This window comes from Schaalia sp. ZJ405, assembly GCF_011038885.2.
GTDB lineage: Bacteria > Actinomycetota > Actinomycetes > Actinomycetales > Actinomycetaceae > Pauljensenia.
In genome coordinates, this window is record NZ_CP064952.1 from 1922699 (window position 1) to 1939800 (window position 17102).

At 56.4% G+C, this 17102-nt stretch carries 18 protein-coding genes and 1 tRNA gene; 6 read left to right on the forward strand and 13 right to left on the reverse strand.

The features are described from left to right. Window positions 1–176: 176 nt before the first annotated feature. Window positions 177–629 carry a Dps family protein gene (locus tag G7Y41_RS08135; RefSeq protein WP_165316052.1) on the reverse strand — a complete coding sequence of 151 codons (453 nt, stop codon included), beginning with the start codon at window positions 627–629 and terminating at the stop codon, window positions 177–179. Between the two features lie 264 nt (window positions 630–893). On the opposite strand from G7Y41_RS08135, the gene G7Y41_RS08140 reads away from it, so the two are divergent. After that, window positions 894–1280, forward strand: coding sequence for an iron ABC transporter (locus G7Y41_RS08140; protein WP_165316051.1), 387 nt, complete (start codon window positions 894–896; stop codon window positions 1278–1280). A gap of 168 nt (window positions 1281–1448) precedes the next feature. Here G7Y41_RS08140 and G7Y41_RS08145 read toward each other — a convergent pair whose 3' ends face one another. The 3 genes from G7Y41_RS08145 to G7Y41_RS08155 all read right to left on the reverse strand — a co-directional run bounded on the left by G7Y41_RS08145 (window position 1449) and on the right by G7Y41_RS08155 (window position 4336). After that, complete coding sequence (locus tag G7Y41_RS08145; RefSeq protein ID WP_196819491.1) at window positions 1449–2564, reverse strand: IS1249 family transposase; 1116 nt, start codon at window positions 2562–2564, stop codon at window positions 1449–1451. Window positions 2565–3263: 699 nt separating this feature from the next. Further along, on the reverse strand, window positions 3264–3656 hold the full coding sequence (locus G7Y41_RS10100) for a DUF3800 domain-containing protein (protein ID WP_231367278.1): 393 nt from the start codon (window positions 3654–3656) through the stop codon (window positions 3264–3266). Window positions 3657–3970: 314 nt separating this feature from the next. Further along, on the reverse strand, window positions 3971–4336 hold the full coding sequence (locus G7Y41_RS08155; RefSeq protein WP_165316442.1) for a hypothetical protein: 366 nt from the start codon (window positions 4334–4336) through the stop codon (window positions 3971–3973). A gap of 1509 nt (window positions 4337–5845) precedes the next feature. Between G7Y41_RS08155 and G7Y41_RS08160 the strand changes: the two genes are divergently transcribed. Then, on the forward strand, window positions 5846–6436 hold the full coding sequence (locus G7Y41_RS08160; protein ID WP_165316444.1) for a type IV toxin-antitoxin system AbiEi family antitoxin domain-containing protein: 591 nt from the start codon (window positions 5846–5848) through the stop codon (window positions 6434–6436). After that, window positions 6433–7281: a nucleotidyl transferase AbiEii/AbiGii toxin family protein gene (locus G7Y41_RS08165; RefSeq protein WP_165316443.1), complete on the forward strand. Its 849-nt coding sequence runs from the start codon at window positions 6433–6435 to the stop codon at window positions 7279–7281. The genes G7Y41_RS08160 and G7Y41_RS08165 overlap by 4 nt, the downstream gene beginning before the upstream one ends. A gap of 476 nt (window positions 7282–7757) precedes the next feature. Here G7Y41_RS08165 and G7Y41_RS08170 read toward each other — a convergent pair whose 3' ends face one another. From G7Y41_RS08170 to G7Y41_RS08195, 6 genes are all read right to left on the reverse strand, one after another. Then, a complete protein-coding gene (locus G7Y41_RS08170; RefSeq protein WP_196819491.1) occupies window positions 7758–8873 on the reverse strand; it encodes an IS1249 family transposase in 1116 nt (371 codons plus the stop codon). Between the two features lie 254 nt (window positions 8874–9127). Continuing rightward, window positions 9128–9200, reverse strand: a tRNA-Ala gene (locus G7Y41_RS08175). A 154-nt stretch (window positions 9201–9354) separates the two neighbouring features. Then, entirely contained in the window at window positions 9355–10431 is a 1077-nt protein-coding gene (locus G7Y41_RS08180) for a hypothetical protein (protein WP_165315564.1), read from the reverse strand. A gap of 188 nt (window positions 10432–10619) precedes the next feature. Further along, entirely contained in the window at window positions 10620–11333 is a 714-nt protein-coding gene (locus tag G7Y41_RS08185; RefSeq protein ID WP_331272600.1) for a GNAT family N-acetyltransferase, read from the reverse strand. A 14-nt stretch (window positions 11334–11347) separates the two neighbouring features. Beyond that, entirely contained in the window at window positions 11348–12577 is a 1230-nt protein-coding gene (locus G7Y41_RS08190; protein WP_165315565.1) for a molybdopterin molybdotransferase MoeA, read from the reverse strand. Window positions 12578–12582: 5 nt separating this feature from the next. Next, a complete protein-coding gene (locus G7Y41_RS08195; RefSeq protein WP_196819492.1) occupies window positions 12583–13506 on the reverse strand; it encodes a UTP--glucose-1-phosphate uridylyltransferase in 924 nt (307 codons plus the stop codon). 312 nt (window positions 13507–13818) lie between these two features. On the opposite strand from G7Y41_RS08195, the gene G7Y41_RS08200 reads away from it, so the two are divergent. The 3 genes from G7Y41_RS08200 (at window position 13819) to mscL (ending at window position 15673) form a co-directional block, all read left to right on the forward strand. Then, entirely contained in the window at window positions 13819–14508 is a 690-nt protein-coding gene (locus G7Y41_RS08200; protein ID WP_165315566.1) for a 5-formyltetrahydrofolate cyclo-ligase, read from the forward strand. 79 nt (window positions 14509–14587) lie between these two features. After that, the gene (locus G7Y41_RS08205; RefSeq protein ID WP_165315567.1) at window positions 14588–15268 is read left to right on the forward strand and encodes a CpaB family protein; all 681 of its coding nucleotides are present in this window, start codon (window positions 14588–14590) and stop codon (window positions 15266–15268) included. Window positions 15269–15277: 9 nt separating this feature from the next. Further along, on the forward strand, window positions 15278–15673 hold the full coding sequence (gene mscL / locus G7Y41_RS08210) for a large conductance mechanosensitive channel protein MscL (protein WP_165216489.1): 396 nt from the start codon (window positions 15278–15280) through the stop codon (window positions 15671–15673). Window positions 15674–15762: 89 nt separating this feature from the next. Here mscL and G7Y41_RS08215 read toward each other — a convergent pair whose 3' ends face one another. From G7Y41_RS08215 to G7Y41_RS08225, 3 genes are all read right to left on the reverse strand, one after another. Then, complete coding sequence (locus G7Y41_RS08215) at window positions 15763–16491, reverse strand: Fic/DOC family protein (RefSeq protein WP_165315568.1); 729 nt, start codon at window positions 16489–16491, stop codon at window positions 15763–15765. Further along, window positions 16491–16688, reverse strand: coding sequence for a hypothetical protein (locus G7Y41_RS08220; RefSeq protein WP_165315569.1), 198 nt, complete (start codon window positions 16686–16688; stop codon window positions 16491–16493). Before G7Y41_RS08220 ends, G7Y41_RS08215 begins: the two co-directional genes overlap by 1 nt. Before the next feature lie 179 nt (window positions 16689–16867). Next, window positions 16868–17092 (reverse strand): toxin, encoded by a 225-nt coding sequence (locus G7Y41_RS08225; protein WP_165315657.1) that lies wholly within the window; start codon window positions 17090–17092, stop codon window positions 16868–16870. Between the last annotated feature and the right edge of the window lie 10 nt (window positions 17093–17102).

The window sequence follows — 17102 nt, forward strand, 5'->3', positions numbered from 1 at the left end:
TGTCGGCCGATGCTTTGGCGGGGCATCTGAACAGATTCCAGCTTGTGCAGCCACCCCATCGGCAACAGTCCCGCGGGATGACGTCGACGTGAACGATCATCTGTGAATCCGGCAACGCAATTGGGGTGCCGCCACAGCGACACCCCAATCGTCACGTCGAGAACGACGACAAGAACTCAGTCTCCCTGAGCAGCCATTCGCAGCATCCACGCCTGCTTTTCCAGACCGGCGGCGATGCCGATGAGCAGGTCGTTGGAGAGGTGATCGACCTCGTCAACCTCATCGAGAGTGGCCTTGATGCGATCAGAAACACCCATGAGCATTTCTTGGAATTGGCTGTAGACCTCGTCGACCTTCAATTTGGTCCCGTCGAATTGCTTGACTCCCGACTGCGACGCGACCGTGGCGGAGCGCGCATCAGGGATCATGTCGAGAGCAGCCATACGTTCAGCAACCTCGTCCGCGTCGAGACGCACCTGGTCGATGATCTCGTCCAGCGCGAGGTGGAGGGAACGGAATCGGGAGCCCTCAATGTTCCAGTGTGCCTGCTTGCCCAGCAGTGAAAGGTCCGTGAGGTCGACGAGCGCCTGCTGTAGCGCCTTATTGACAACCTGTGAGTACTCAGCCATGTGGATCTCCTATCTGTTTCGTCCGGAAGACGTTGCACCCACGCTGACACTCCCCCATCTTCGTGATTGAGCACCACCTGTGGCGGTCGCTTCTGTCTTCCGTAACGATCCGGGCTTACCTACGTCTTTCAGTGTAGTTGGTCTGGTCAGAGCCGCAACCGGAGATTGAGTCTGAGGGACTCAATCTCGGTCGGGAGCACCTTATTTCCCTGATTGCGCACCATTCCCCTGATTGTGCGCCCTTTCTGTGCGACCATTGGCCACATGCGATGGGCGACGAAGTCAACATGGATACGCATCGCTGTACTCTTCGCCGCATATCTGATACTGCCCGCGATACTCCTTGGCATCACCCGCACCCTCAGCATCACCCACCCCACAGGTACCTGGGATGGAGCGAAGTCTTCCTGGCTGGCGATTCTGTTCCTCATCCTGCCGCTCATCACCATCGACGTAGCCGCGTGGGATGGCATGAAAGAGGGATGGAGCTTCCTCTGGGCACTCGCCCCACTGATCTGTTTCCTACTCCCGATGTTTCTATTTTTCAACGACTCCGCTCTGATCTACGGCATCATTTATAGCGTCCTCGGAATAGTCGCGAACGCTGTCGGTTCACTTTTCTCACTTGTCCGCCCGCGCCGCAGGCAATAAACCGCGCACAATAAATACGTGTGCGACCTCGTGCGACGAATCATCGACAGACCATCGTCGCCCCCAGGATCCGAGCCATTGCATTGCCAGAAGCTGGCCTAGACGCCAAAGCTGGGTTAGCGGACAAAATGTGTTGGTAGTTTAGGTTTCAATTGTTGTGTTGGGGCTTTAGTCCCATCGATTTGTGTATGGGGTGGTGTGGTGGATTTCTGCCCAGACGATTGCGTCGCCCCATTGGGGGATTGATGTGGCGGTTTGGTGGTGTTGGGTGGCGTGGTGGTAGGTGTTTTCGATGTCGCTGTCAGTGGGGAAGGTTTTGAGGAGTTGTGCTGGTGGTAGCGGGTTTGGGCTGTGCATGTAGCACCACCAGAAGATCGCTTTGATGCGTCGGGTTAGGCTCATGCCTCTGTGATCGCGCAGCATTTGGCGTAGGGGTGCGTTGATGGCTCCTTCGATGCGGTTATTGGTTGATGGCATGGTGATGTCCCATTCGTCGTCAAGGAAGGTGAATAAGCGTTTGTCTGCGAGGATTTTGTTGGTGGAGTTTCGGGCTTTAACCAGGCGCGCATGGGTGTATTCGAGGGTTCCATTGGGGGTTGCGGTGCGTTGGGCAAGGAATGCCTCCCAGCGGCGAAGCCAGTCCATGTAGTCGCGGATCCATTGGCGTGCCGATTGGGGTGTTTTAGCTTTCAACAGCGCTAGGGCGAGCTGGCGAAGCTCTTGAGAGGCTGGTAGGCGTGGATGGCGTGTGGTGGCTGTGGTCAGGTTCATGAATACATGAAAGACACATCGTTGGACACTAGTGTCGGGCCAATGTTGGCGGCGAGCTTTCTCAAAACCACCACTGCCGTCAGTGACAACCACATCGGGTGGGGCGATGCGGCTCATAAGCGCACCCCACGCCCTGGAGTTCTCACTACGAGCCACATACCAGCCCAGCACGTGTTCGTTGGTGCAGGCAATCAACACGACCGCTTGACGGCCCAAATGCAGGCCATCAACGAAGACGACTGGGTGGACTTCGTCAACGACGGGACAAAAAGGCCATAACTGCCACAAGCGTTCGTTCTTACGCCTAAACGTTCGTCCCGCCCCTGGCATGTTCTTTTGAAGTTCACCCGATGTCAGCCACTTCAAAAACCGCTCAAGAAGCTTCGCGGTGTTATCAATGCGCCCCACCCGTGACACGCCGCACGCGCGACACCTCCACCGTTGAGTTCCACGAGACGTGTACCCATACCGCGTCATCACAAGACCACAAACTTCACATCGAGGAATATTCATTCCTCAACGATCAGAAAAAACAACTTCAACGCCAACTATTCACTGCAACCACAACCAAAACACACCCACCGACCAACACAAAATGTCCGCGACGCAAGTTGGAAACCACCAACTTCAACACCGACTTTCCCCCGCCATACCAACGAAAAACAACCCAAAAACCAACACGAAAAGTCCGCTAACCCCCAAAGCTTGGGCTTATAAGGCGGATGAACGAAGGAAAGCCGCCCGACTCAGAGTCGAACGGCTTTCCGGGAGTATGTACGCACCCTAACCTCGATGCTTTGCAGGTCTACAACTTGTAGCCTGACTGACGGGTGCTGGCAATTCAGACCAAGGCCGTCAGCAAGTCTCATTATTCACAGAAATGCTGTGAGCATCAACTGGCATAGGGTCATTTTTCTGGCCTCGTATGGTCAAGATGTTAACTTTTCCTGCTCGAACATCGTCGAAAGAGTCGAGTTCAAGAGCCCTGCGGAAACGGGCAGAAACACGCCTCTTCGGCGAGAGCTTTTTCCCTTCAGGGATTGGGACACTGTTCCTACGGGCGTAGGCAATGGAACCGGCGACGATATCCGCAACCTGCACCAGATCCATAGCACGCGAATCGACATCATATGCTTCAACAACCGCCCGGGTTCCAAATCTACGATTGACGCGGTTACGGACGAGCTCTGCAATGGTTTTCCCTTGAGGAGTCTAAACGAGGTCTAAGAACACGTTGACCAATTCACCTCGGTTAGTGTTCCCTTTAACGAGAAGCTCAGCCATTCTCGCTTGTTGCTCCCAGGTGGGTACGTCATCGGAGAAACCAGAGACAGAGTCATAGACGGACCCTCCAACTCTAATGTCCACTGCTGCGATCACCTCAACGAGATCGAAATAGAACTGGATATTCTCTCCAGTGATGGAAGAAAACTTGATCTCGTTGTAGTACTTGTGCCACTGTCGAAGTGCTCGGATTTCGCGCGAAAGCGATCCAGGATTACGGACCTTGACGAAACCGACAACAAAGAAACCGCCGCTACTGTTACGGCTGCCGGATTCATCAATGTAGATTGACGACACCTGATCAGAAGCGATGGAACTCATGTCGCAGCACTCCAATTTCATTACAAACTCTGCGAACTGAACCTACTGGACGGTTAGTCGGTATATAACAATACCCTCGCATCCTGTGGTTGCACCAGTTGGACAAGCGATTGAGCTGCCTCACAGGCCCGCAGACCCACTAGATAAAGTGTCAACAATACAGAGGACAGGCCCGTTCCAACAGTCATCCTGTAGAAGCCGATGCGAGCAAGCGCTCCTCTAGCCGACAAATGGAACTAGACAGCGATATCCGCCTTTATCGCATTGAGTGCGGTAAAGGCGGACACCTTTGTTGCTCACACAACCACGGCCTATCACCCTTCAGTGCGATCCCGCATGGCGATAATCACCGAAGCAACAAGAGCAACGACCAATCCCCCAAGAATGGCTAGTCCTCCAAAGACATTAATCGTCGAGAGGGCGGTGAGTACATAGAACGAGCCGGCACCGAATACGACGAGGAGCGCACCGATCACGTATGCAAGCTTTGCTGCCAGGCCACTCCCCGTCTTCAGGGCCGCACCAATTCCCACAAGCGACACACTGAAAATGAGTAGCGCGATGAGCCATTGTGCCCAGGTCGGAGCTCCGCTAGTGGTGTGCAATGCATAGAACCAGAGCACAGCAAATATGGCGACAAGCACCAACGAGGAGATTGCAGGTAAATAACGTATTTTCATTTAGATCATCCACATTTCATGCGCAAGAGTTGAATACGTGAACCGCTGTCACCACGCCGTAATATACGCCAGCAGTCGCCAGACAAGATGCCTGTGTCGCACCTTTTGAATACGTGACCATGCAGTTGTTCCGCAAGTTGAGAAGCAGTGAAGCATCACAAGACCGAGACGCGCACCCCTTACGTTCATAGCACATATCATGAATAGCGCACGGGCCGCGGAAGTCAGCGTTAGGACCGGAGGGGTTCGGAAACTCGTCTGGTGAACTTGTGCAATAGTCATGAAGTGCCCCACGCTTGGGGTCATATACGTAATTCGAGGGAACCCTAATCAGACTTGCCCTCCACTGTCCCACGCCAGCCACGGAGTCCGGTGCTGTTGCATCAAAGTAATCGATTCTGTAGTGGGTCACCTCAGGCGATGAGCTCATCAACCGAAGAATATGATCATCCAGACCTGCTTTGGCTGGCCGCACCTCACCGGTGCTGGTTATACCGTAAAATTCAGTAACGACTCCAACCAGTTCCCTGTCAGCGTTGGAAATGTAAAGTGATTGAGTCGCGTCATCTAAAGCAAACGTGTACCCCTTCCACTGAGACAGATCCAGATGCGCCCCTCCTTGGCTAGCAGCAAGCGAATAAGGGAGCTGGAGGGCATAACTTTGACTGGCAGTTGGCACAACACCATCAGTAAGACTCAGTCCCAAAGCTTCGGCACGCTCGTCTATGCTGGCCGTTTCCACAACAGTTCGGGTATACGAGGTTCCTGCGTCAGCATTGGCCACTTCCACAGAAGATAGTCCTCCCAGAAGAGTGAGGGGAGCCGCGACAGCTAATCCAACGATGATTGCAAATCTTCTTCTCATGTTTCCTCCTTGAAACCTGAGACCTTGTGGCCTCATTCACACAGTGTCGCTTAAAAAGTAACCTTTGTCTGCAAACTGTGCTCCAACTCACTAGTCTTCCGGAGGGTTGCATCCCACATCGATCCAGTCGTTCATTGACTACATAGACCGACACCAGTTAGGTGTGGAACTTCAGACAGATTGTCACGGCACCGGCGCATCGCACAGAGTTACCACCCCCACAAACAAAACGTTCACATTCACTTTTGGGAATTGACCCAAAAAAGGGGAACCACCACTATCGAACGAGAGGTGCCTGCAGGATCATTGCAAGGCGAGTGCCACGAGGGTACTTGTAACGTTCATTGAGAGTGCGATTCGCCGAAGCGAGCGCGGAGCACCCTGGCCAGCCATAACCCACACAAGTCAAGGAAAATAGATGCTCACAATGAATCACAACGAGCACAAAATAGGTCTTTAGCATCAGCGAATAATGCAGGGGACATAGCGGACACATCTAGAGGCAGGCTGGATGCAGCTGCCTATGGAGTGGGGGCCAAACGAGTTCAGGCGAGCGCAAGCTTGGTTTATACCCCACCCAAACTTTTCTTTCATGCGTAGTTCGATGCTAAAATAAGCATGAAAGTAAAGGAGGTGATGGTGTGATGCCCCAAAATGCCTTGGAAAAACTTGTACAAGCCAACGATGGCGTGTTACGTGTGTCTGCCGCTATCAAGCTGGGCATTAGCGCACCAACGGTCTATACGTTCGTCCGCAGACGTGGATTGGACCGCCTCTCAAAGGGCGTTTATGCCGATCCCAATGGATGGCACGATGAGATGTGGCTGACCTCGCTGCGCTGGCCACGAGCAGTTTTTTCCCACCATAGTGCGTTACTTGTCCACTCACTCACCGACCGGGAACCGGCATCACTATCAGTCACAGTCCCATCGGGCTATAACGCCTCCACGCTACGCGAGACAGGAGTGCAGGCGTTCTATATCAAGCCTGACTTGCTCGACATGGGCAAAACCGACGCGACCACGCCCGACGGACACACAGTGCCGTGTTACAACCTTGAGCGCACCATCTGTGATGTCTTACGATCCCGTTCTAGCATCGATCCGCAAGTCCTCACTAGCGCACTGCAAAGTTATGTGCGCCGAAGCGACAAGCAGCTTGGATTACTCTCCTCATATGCCGAGAAGTTGGGGATGAGCGGACTGGTCACTCAGTATCTGAAAGTTTTGCTATGACCATCACCAGCGCAGCCCAACTCAAAGGACGAATCAAAGACATCGCACGTGAACGCGGAATTGATCCACGCGTATTGTTGCGGATCTACATGATGGAACGATTCTTGGATCGAGTTTCTCGCTCTACTTACCAGGATCGGTTTATCCTCAAGGGAGGTATGTTGATCTCCTACCTCGTCGGAGTCAACCTGCGCACCACAATGGACATCGATACCACCATGTACGACCTGCCACTCAACCTCAGCGGCGTCCAGGAATTTATCGACGAGACTCTCAGCATTGACACCGGAGACAGCGTCTCCTTTGTGCTGGTACGACTTGAGGAAATCATGGAAGAAGCCGACTATCCCGGTATTCGAGCCCACCTTAACGCCATATTCGACGGCACCACCACACCAGTCAAAATCGACATCTCTACCGGACATACCATCACTCCCGCAGCAGTGACAACCTCGCTTGAAGCAATGTTTGCTGAACCGATCCCCATGCTGGTCTACCCCACGGCAACGATCATCGCCGAGAAACTCCAAACTGTCTTGTCGCGCGCAACGTTCAATACTCGAATGCGCGATTTCTACGATCTCTACGCCCTCACCCACACGTTTGGCACCCACCTCGATCCCACCGAACTACAGGCAGCTTTCCTAGCCACAATGGAAACCCGCAACAGCATGCCACTAGTCCGCCAAGTCCCAGGCATCATGAACTCCATCTCAGCCAGCACAAGCATGCGTGAGCTATGGAACCAGTACAGCCGACGCTACAACTGGGCACAAGACATCACCTGGGAAGATGTCCTCGCCAGCACGCAAGAACTTCTCCACACCGCCCTACCTGACTTCTAGTCGGAGGGATACGCATTGGAGTTTGAGTGGGATACAGTAGGATCCATCGGGCAGGATAAAGCATGTTCCACTACTCAAAGTGCGCAGACTCCAGGCTGACGCGCACGAAGACACGACTACGGGATCTGTCATATAAGCCCAAGGTCACCGTCAGCAGCGGTGATGTACGTGCCCATGCGGTCTTCAGAAAGCAGATGCACCACATGCGCACTATTCCAACCCGTCATTGACACATCCACCTCCTACGGTAAAATGGCAATCGAAGACCCCGGAACGATCACCAGCTTCGGCTGAATCGCCGGGGTTACGTCTATCCAAGGCTACCTACCCGAGCCCTGAATACTTCGAGCATTAGACCCATATTTCGTCTATTAACCCGCAAAAATTTGGGGCTAATAGGAGGGCTATAGGCCAAAATTTGGGGTTAGCGGACAAAATGTGTTGGTAGTTTAGGTTTCAATTGTTGTGTTGGGGCTTTAGTCCCATCGATTTGTGTATGGGGTGGTGTGGTGGATTTCTGCCCAGACGATTGCGTCGCCCCATTGGGGGATTGATGTGGCGGTTTGGTGGTGTTGGGTGGCGTGGTGGTAGGTGTTTTCGATGTCGCTGTCAGTGGGGAAGGTTTTGAGGAGTTGTGCTGGTGGTAGCGGGTTTGGGCTGTGCATGTAGCACCACCAGAAGATCGCTTTGATGCGTCGGGTTAGGCTCATGCCTCTGTGATCGCGCAGCATTTGGCGTAGGGGTGCGTTGATGGCTCCTTCGATGCGGTTATTGGTTGATGGCATGGTGATGTCCCATTCGTCGTCAAGGAAGGTGAATAAGCGTTTGTCTGCGAGGATTTTGTTGGTGGAGTTTCGGGCTTTAACCAGGCGCGCATGGGTGTATTCGAGGGTTCCATTGGGGGTTGCGGTGCGTTGGGCAAGGAATGCCTCCCAGCGGCGAAGCCAGTCCATGTAGTCGCGGATCCATTGGCGTGCCGATTGGGGTGTTTTAGCTTTCAACAGCGCTAGGGCGAGCTGGCGAAGCTCTTGAGAGGCTGGTAGGCGTGGATGGCGTGTGGTGGCTGTGGTCAGGTTCATGAATACATGAAAGACACATCGTTGGACACTAGTGTCGGGCCAATGTTGGCGGCGAGCTTTCTCAAAACCACCACTGCCGTCAGTGACAACCACATCGGGTGGGGCGATGCGGCTCATAAGCGCACCCCACGCCCTGGAGTTCTCACTACGAGCCACATACCAGCCCAGCACGTGTTCGTTGGTGCAGGCAATCAACACGACCGCTTGACGGCCCAAATGCAGGCCATCAACGAAGACGACTGGGTGGACTTCGTCAACGACGGGACAAAAAGGCCATAACTGCCACAAGCGTTCGTTCTTACGCCTAAACGTTCGTCCCGCCCCTGGCATGTTCTTTTGAAGTTCACCCGATGTCAGCCACTTCAAAAACCGCTCAAGAAGCTTCGCGGTGTTATCAATGCGCCCCACCCGTGACACGCCGCACGCGCGACACCTCCACCGTTGAGTTCCACGAGACGTGTACCCATACCGCGTCATCACAAGACCACAAACTTCACATCGAGGAATATTCATTCCTCAACGATCAGAAAAAACAACTTCAACGCCAACTATTCACTGCAACCACAACCAAAACACACCCACCGACCAACACAAAATGTCCGCGACGCAAGTTGGAAACCACCAACTTCAACACCGACTTTCCCCCGCCATACCAACGAAAAACAACCCAAAAACCAACACGAAAAGTCCGCTAACCCAAAATTTGGCGCACTTTGACAAAACAAAACCTGCTGGCGCGAAGTTGTATCAACACCAGCAGGAACTTGTGGAGCTAGGGGGATTCGAACCCCCGACCTTCTCATTGCGAACGAGACGCGCTACCAACTGCGCCATAGCCCCAAGGACGGGTAAGAGCTTACCACTCTTAGCCCATCAAAGGCGAAATCGAAATCGTGGAACAGGCAACACCCACACAGTTCGGCAGCCAGGACCAACGAACGAACCGCCACCACTACACCGTCAGTTCACGGCGATCAGACCGCGTTGACGGTGTTTACTGCGCGCGTCGAGATTCCAAAACCGCGTCAAGATCAAGAACAACTTCCTGATCAGCAACCACTTGCTCCGTTGACCGCACCGTCGCAGGGGTGCTGGCTTCAACGGGTCGCGCCGGTGTTGAGGCTTCAACTCGCGGGATGCCGCGCAGGTCGGTATCCGAATGGACAGTGCGCGCGGAGATTCGCCCACGCATGGCGTACATCGGTGCTGGAATGTTCGACACGGTCCAGCCGCGACGCTCAACGGTTGCTTCGGGAGCGGGCCCCTGCTCATCGGTGTCTTCAACGCGGGAAACGTTGGCCGTCGAGGATACATCCTCAGCCGAGAGTGTCAGCTCCGCCTCACCTTCCTCATTCGCGGATACGTCCGAGGCCTCAAAGGTGTCCACGTCCTCGTCACGTAGGGTTTCCGGTGAGTGGACCTCGTCCTCGGCCCTCTCGGAGGTGCCCTCAACCACGCGAGGAGTCAGGGTTTCTGGGGACGAGGACGAGCGCGCACCTGACCCGCGAGAGAGTTTGTCGCGCAGTTCAAGAAGTGTCTCAATCTCTTCCCTGTTGGTTTTCTCAGAGCGGATGGCGGCGTAACGCGAGGCGACAAGAGATCCTGCGAGAATTCCCGCGGGAACAAGTGACCATGCCCAGCTCAGAGGCGTTGTGACCGCAACGATAAAGACCAGCAGTGTGACGATGGCAAGCGCACCGGAGGTCACCATGCGTCGGCGCGCAGCGGCGGTTTCGTTGGCGATTCGGGCGGCGCGTTTCGCGCGCAGGCGTGCAACGTCTCGCACGTGCTGGTTGTTCACGCGATCAACCCGGATGTTGGGTCGCTGGTTTTCGACGCTGTCCATGACATCTCCACTCTGCACGACCGTGCGTTTCTGACCAAGCAGTGGCCCCCCTGCTTGGTCGCAGTCGTGCGCTGCATCGGCTGTCGTTTTCAGGAGCCTGAGACGGCTGGAGAATCGGTCACTTTCTCGTGATTGAGTGATCGCTTCTCGACGTGCAACAAGTTGCGGCATTGCCGTCAGAATCACGACGAATGCCGCGATGATGATCAGTCCCCCATACTCCACGAATCAACAGTACGGGTTTAAGGATGCTCAATTCGGTGTTTGTTTCGCGTGTTGACGGACGAGATCGCCGCAACGTTGTCCCAATTTCACCAGTAGTCACATCTGTAACACCAGGCACTCGTGACCCAGCTCAACAAGGCGCTGATCTGCACTAACCACACAGCAACACGTCGCTCACGCAGCACGACCTATTCGTCGATACTGCGCCCCCACACAGACCGCACCAATCCCCCATCCGGGTAGGACTCCGAGTCAATCGAAAATGCCACGTGATCGGCCCACTGTCCCCCGATGTTCATGTACCGAGGACGCACACCCTCCTCGTACAAACCGAGCTTGCGGCACAGCGCAAGAGAACGGGCATTTTCTGGGCGCACACACACTTCGAGCCGATGGAGCCCGGCCTCGCCAATGACGGCGTCAATGACGATTGCCGCACCGAGCGACCCGACCCCGCGGCCAGCCCAATCTGAGAGCACCCAGTAGCCCATGAGTCCCTGCGACATCGACCCGCGTACAACATTCGACACCGTGTATTGGCCGATGATTGCGTCATCGGCGAAAATCCCCATGACCAGGAGTGAGCCGCGACGTTGCTGACGATCCGACGCACGCTGATACTGGGCGATCGTCGGGATTATTTCCGGCGACCCCTGCGGTAGCGTTGCCTCCCACGGTCCCAACCATTCCCGATCAGATCGACGGACATCGTCGAGGCGCGCATGCTCACGCCCGACCAAGGGACGGATCGTCAAGGATTGGGGATCCCACGACCCGCTCGGAGGCACCATAAATGCCGGCTGAATAAAGCCGCGTTCCGCCGGCTCAGTGACAACATACTCCCACTGAGAATAGGGGCGCCCCCAGATCCGAGGACGAGGACGCCACCCCCACGAAGGCACCGATCCAGGAGACGCTAATCCAGAACTAAGCATTGGAGAAGATCCCCTGCCCGAACGTTCGTCGTCTCCTCGGGAACAACCGCGAGCGCATTAGAATCCGCCAGAGCCGACAGGAGAAGCGACGCAGGAGCACCCATGACGCGCGCCTGATACCCCACCTTTGGATCACCCACGAGCCGCACACGAACAAACTCACGGCGACCACGAGGCGAGTACCACGACCGATCGACGGCTGCACGAACGCTCGGTCGGTTGAGCACCGTCCATCCCTGCATATGCCGCAGAGCCGGACGGACAAATACCTCGAAGCACACCTGAGCGGACACAGGGTCACCCGGGAGACAGAAGATCGGCGTGCCCTCCTCCCCTTCACGGTCACCACCGACGTACCCAACTCCGAGGATGTGCCCAGGCCAGGCAGCGACGTTATCGAAACGCACGGTTCCGAGTGCGCCGAGCACTTCGCGAACGGTGTCGCCTGAGCCGTAGGAGATTCCCCCGGTTGTCAGGATGAGATCGGCACGAACCAGCTGATCCTCGATGGTTTCACGCAGACGATTCCTTTCGTCTGGCACGGCGGCAACACGGAAGGTCTGCGCTCCGGCGTCGGCAATCGCCGTTGACAGCGCATGCCCGTTAGCGTCGAATACTGTGCCGGGACGTGCGGGGCGTCCGGGTTCAACGACTTCGTCACCGATCGAGAGGATGACGACGCGCGGACGTGGATGAACGAGGACGTGTGAGCGTCCCACTCCTGCCAGCAGAGCCACCTGTCGAGCACCCACACGTGTTCCCTTGCGCAGCACGATATGGCCTTCGGCAACGTCCTCTGCTTTACGCCGAATGTTTTCTCCCACTGCCGGTTGTGTTCGCACGGCGACTGTGGAGATCCCGTGATCGGTGAAGTCGAGAGCGACAACAGCGTCAGCACCCGTCGGAACGGGAGCTCCCGACGCAATGCGGATCGCTGTCCCGGCGATGAGGGCTGCTGGGTTGACATCTCCGGCGCGGATCTCCTCAGTGACGGACAGCGACACCGGTGCATCCGGGCGGGCTCCGGCAAGATCCTGGGAACGCACGGCGTACCCGTCAAGCGCCGCGAGATCGGCAACGGGGAGGTCGAACGGAGCCTGGACATCTTCGGCGAGGACGCACGACACGGCATCGGCAAGTTGAACTTCGAGGGGTGGCTGCTGTCCGACAGCAGCAATACAGTCTTGGTAAAAGTCAGCAACAGAACGCATGATGTTTACTTCCCGAGTTTCTCTTCGAGGAATGACCGGAATGTGGGGCCCAGTGTCGGGTCTTCAAGGGCGAGTTCGACATTTGCAGCGAGGTAACCCAGTTTGTCACCCGTATCGAAACGCCGTTCATCGATGACCACACCGTAAAGGCCTCCACCTTGGGCAGGATCGGTATCAATCATCTGGGCATAACCGTCGGTGAGTTGAATTTCTCCGCCGGCCCCGGGACCGAGGTTTTCCAGAGCATCAAATACCGCGGGGTCGAGGACGTAGCGACCAACAACCGCGTATTCCGACTTCACCTGGTCAATCGGCGGTTTCTCCACGACGTCGGTGATTCGCATGAGTTTGCCAGGTTCAACGTCGACACCGTGCGGAACATCAATCACTTCGACCGCTGTTGACGCATAGGCCGTTGCCTGCTGCGCAGTGACCTTGAGGAGGGCAACGACGCTGCCGCCCAGAGCCTGCCGCACCTGGATCATCTGCGAGAGCAAGCGCGACCCCGGTTCCATGAGGTCGTCGGGAAGGAGCACGGCGAAAGGATGGTCTCCCACATGCTGTTTCGCCTGGAAAATCGCATGTCCTAAGCCCAGCGGATGCCCTTGACGAACCGAATGAACGCGAGCAAGACCGCGATGGAGGCGAACCTGTTCAAGCGCTTGCGCTTTACCTGCCCGTTCCAAGTCCGCTTCTAAGCCGGGTTCGTCGTCGAAATAGTCCTCGATCGCGTTCTTGCCTGCGCGCGTCACAAAAAGCACGTCGGAGATTCCTGCGTCTGTGGCTTCCCTGACGATGTATTCAATGGACGGACGATCAACAATCGGCAGCATCTCTTTGGGAACCGACTTCGTGATCGGAAGGAACCGCGTGCCACGACCGGCTGCGGGCACAACGGCATGGATCACGGGGCAAGGAGTGTTCGTCATGTCATCCACATTAGCCGAGCACCCCTACATTTGACGCGAAGCTCACTCAGTCCTGTGCATCGGCGTCCCGGCATCGCTGGGCGGCCACTTCATCCCGGACGCAGCCTGGACTCCCAACACGCCGTCTCACGTGCGCGAAAGGGGTGCCCGGAGGTGTCAATCCGCGCCCGGTCACGTCGCACATTCCATGTCCACGGAAAACATCCGTTGGGCAGACCTGCGAACACCTGATGGAATACGCGATGAACTCCTGGAATACTCGGTGACGTGACGGGTCACCACGAATCAGCTTCTTCTCTCCCCAAGGGTTTCATGAACGAAGGTTTCATGAACGAGGACGAGCGCGCCTCATCCGGCGCGCATCCCACCGATGAACTCTCATCCTTAAAACACCAGTGGCGCCGCCGGATCCGGTCGGCACGCGCAGATAGCGCACATCATCGCGAGGTTTCTCAGGCACACGCATTCGCACGCTCCTGGGAACGGCTCGTGAATCTTCTCGCTCTTCCACACCCCTCACTGCCTGCGCTCTACGTTCCAACGATCCAAGAGCCTGATGTTTCCGCGATCATCGATGCCAGTGCCCGCTCGATCTTGCCCGTCCTCGTCAATGACATCGGACGGTACACCGAACCCACGTGGGGATTCCACACCCCGGGCTCTCCTTTGGAGACGCCTCTGACGGGGCCCGCCCAGCCGAAGGAACCACACGAAGGGCCCGACGCACTCGCACAAGCGGACATCATCCTTGTTCCCGCACTCGCTGTTGATCGATCCGGCACCCGACTTGGTCAGGGCGGGGGCTGGTACGACAGAGCCCTCCAATTTGCCACCCCCACAGTTCCCATCGTTGCCGCGGTGTTTGACGAGGAGTTTTTCGACGCCGGAACTCTGCCTCGCCAACCACATGATCTCCCCGTTGATGGGGTGATCACACCATCGCGTGCGCTGATCTTTAATCGGCATGACAGCCGTCATCCACAGGCCCCGATCCCCCACTGATTCTGTCCACAAGAACTCTCCACATGCGTTCCTATCACCAGGATCGGCCAACGCTCGGCTCCATCCACAGCAACGCGTAGTGCGGCTGACAGGAAACCTCACCGGAGTCATCCTTGGCGACATGGAGTTCTTCACCGCATGGCCCGTGATACGCAAAATTCTCATCGGGATCGCTGCCGCACTCGTCGTTGCCACCGTGATCTGGTTCCTGCGCCCAACAAGTCCGGGAACCAGTGTTGTCGTGGCAACACGCAATCTGAAAACCGGTGATCGACTCTCCCCAGCGGCAACAACCCACGTCACGGTTCCACCCAACGCAGCCCCGGCGGATGCGTTAACCCGCGATCAGCTCCCCGACGTATGGGATGGGCCCGCAATCACACAGGGGACAATCATCACAGAATCCCTGGTCAGCGGGTCAGTTCTTGGGCGCGAACTTTCACGCGACCACGCACAGATTTCCGTTGTCCTCGAACGGATTCACCTGCCCGACATAGCTCCCGGAGACTTCGTTGATGTCTGGGCGATCCCAGAAAACTGTGACGACCCTAGCTGTTCTGCATTTTTGCTGGCCGGCAAAGTACGCATAGTCTCTATGAAGGACGGTGACGCATCCCAATGGGATACGGCACAACCGATCCAGGTCGATCTCGTGGTGAACAGTCAAGACCAGGGAACAATCCTCGGACACGCACGGACAGGCACCCTTGGCCTCACTCTCCGCTCCACGGATACTCGACCTCCATCAATAGACAACTAGGAGTCACTCATGATCCAAGGCTTTAAGGATTTTATTTCCCGCGGCAACGCCATCGACCTCGCTGTCGGTATGATCATCGGCGCTGCCTTCACCGGCGTCGTCACCGCACTCGTTGAAAAGGTCATCAACCCTCTCATCGGCGGCCTGATCGGCAAGCCGAACTTCGATAACTTCCTTGAGTTCCACATCGGCGATGCCCTTGTTCAGCCCGGTGCCATCATCACTGCGCTGGTGAACTTCCTCCTCATCGCATTCGCCCTGTACTTCTTCCTCGTTGTTCCAATGAACAAGCTCAACGACATGAAGAAGAAGCCAGCAGATGAGGGGCCTGCCCAGGTCTCCGATGAAGTCAAGCTGCTCCAGGAAATCCGCGACTCGCTGGTCACCCGAAACTCCGATAGCTAAGACTCAGCGGCAACACGTACGTGGCCTCGTGCTTTCGAGCACGGGGCCACAGTGTTTTCACGATCACGATGGGGTTTACACGATGGGGTTTAATCGCACGCGTATCCGACCGTGGTCACCGGCACGATCACCCGAGACAGTACCTGCACCAAACGGTCGTTGCTTCCCGTCGCCTGGCTGTAGAAACGTGCGGCCACGAACTCCTCACGTCCCGTCGTTCCCGGTGCAAAGTAAGAGGATTCCAGCCTCCAGCCGGCTTGCTCGGCCAGCTGGGAGAAGAACACGAACTGGCTGCGAGTGTTGCCCTCACGGAAACTGTGGATGACGTTGAGTTCTCCCCACACCTCCGCCAGCTCAGCCGCAAAAGAGTCACGCCCCATCCCCCGTAACAGATCCTTAGCCGCAAGCCGCCGGTACTGTTCCTCGGCAGCTCTGCCAAGCTCGGGACCAGCCGGGTAATACCGGTAGGGAACGTCTTGCGGAGCCCGGGGGTCCGACGGCGGGAAGTTCACGACATCCGGGCCCGTCTTAACCATGAACGTCATTGGTCCCACCCGTTCCTCTCCCGCCCATTCGTACACGTCGTGGAAGATGTAGCGGTGGATGGCCTTCATGTGCTCGTAGTCGAATCGGCCTTCGATCGGATGCTTGGCCAGTTCTTCGATCCGGAACGCAGCTGCACCCTCTTCGAGACGTCGCAGCTTGATCGGATCGGTTTCTCCATACGGCTTACCAGGCTGGATGAACTTATTGCGCAGCACAGATGTCCCTGGAATGAAATAGTCATCCCAGGTACGAAAGACGTGCCTGCGAGCCATCAGCCCTGAATGTGGCGGCGCAGGGCTGCCACGGCCTCGTCTCCTGTCATCTCATCACGGGCAAGACGGCCCATGAGGTCACGCACGACAGGGTCAGTCACCTCGTGACCAGCAAGGGCAAGTGCAGCGTCGGCGAACGCGATCCGCTCCTTGGCATCGCTCTTCGCGACGTCAGCGATGACGGCGGACTGAGCCATGACCGACCTCCTTCTCCCAGATACCCCAATTCTACTCTCAATCCCGAACCCCATCGAGAGACAACGAGTCGAGGACGACGTGATCCGCACGCACAGAACAACGGCAGGGTATCGATACTATCGACCAGCATCCGCGGCGTTTACCCCCGCACACGTGGCGGCAACGCAACATCAGGGACCTACGCTCGAGCCTGCGAATGCGGCGGAACATTCTCCAAAAGCCGGGCGTCGTTCGCACCGTCACCAATATCCGGTGAATCCGCAAAAGACCCCGGCCGACGATCACCGGCAGAGACACGATCCTCCCAGGAAGGCTGCAATCCCTTGCGTAATAGTTCTTCATCCACCGGGGAAACGAAGGACACTGCCCGTCGCCGACGCTTCGTGGGAACAGATTCAGACAACCGCTGAGGT

Bases quoted from the DNA above. Each gene is read 5' to 3' on its own strand.
- G7Y41_RS08135 (WP_165316052.1), bottom strand. From the start codon at position 629: ATGGCTGAGTACTCACAGGTTGTCAATAAGGCGCTACAGCAGGCGCTC.
- G7Y41_RS08140 (WP_165316051.1), top strand. From the start codon at position 894: ATGCGATGGGCGACGAAGTCAACATGGATACGCATCGCTGTACTCTTC.
- G7Y41_RS08145 (WP_196819491.1), bottom strand. From the start codon at position 2,564: ATGAATATTCCTCGATGTGAAGTTTGTGGTCTTGTGATGACGCGGTAT.
- G7Y41_RS10100 (WP_231367278.1), bottom strand. From the start codon at position 3,656: ATGAGTTCCATCGCTTCTGATCAGGTGTCGTCAATCTACATTGATGAA.
- G7Y41_RS08155 (WP_165316442.1), bottom strand. From the start codon at position 4,336: ATGAAAATACGTTATTTACCTGCAATCTCCTCGTTGGTGCTTGTCGCC.
- G7Y41_RS08160 (WP_165316444.1), top strand. From the start codon at position 5,846: ATGCCCCAAAATGCCTTGGAAAAACTTGTACAAGCCAACGATGGCGTG.
- G7Y41_RS08165 (WP_165316443.1), top strand. From the start codon at position 6,433: ATGACCATCACCAGCGCAGCCCAACTCAAAGGACGAATCAAAGACATC.
- G7Y41_RS08170 (WP_196819491.1), bottom strand. From the start codon at position 8,873: ATGAATATTCCTCGATGTGAAGTTTGTGGTCTTGTGATGACGCGGTAT.
- G7Y41_RS08190 (WP_165315565.1), bottom strand. From the start codon at position 12,577: ATGCGTTCTGTTGCTGACTTTTACCAAGACTGTATTGCTGCTGTCGGA.
- G7Y41_RS08195 (WP_196819492.1), bottom strand. From the start codon at position 13,506: ATGACGAACACTCCTTGCCCCGTGATCCATGCCGTTGTGCCCGCAGCC.
- G7Y41_RS08200 (WP_165315566.1), top strand. From the start codon at position 13,819: ATGAACGAAGGTTTCATGAACGAGGACGAGCGCGCCTCATCCGGCGCG.
- mscL (WP_165216489.1), top strand. From the start codon at position 15,278: ATGATCCAAGGCTTTAAGGATTTTATTTCCCGCGGCAACGCCATCGAC.
- G7Y41_RS08215 (WP_165315568.1), bottom strand. From the start codon at position 16,491: ATGGCTCGCAGGCACGTCTTTCGTACCTGGGATGACTATTTCATTCCA.
- G7Y41_RS08220 (WP_165315569.1), bottom strand. From the start codon at position 16,688: ATGGCTCAGTCCGCCGTCATCGCTGACGTCGCGAAGAGCGATGCCAAG.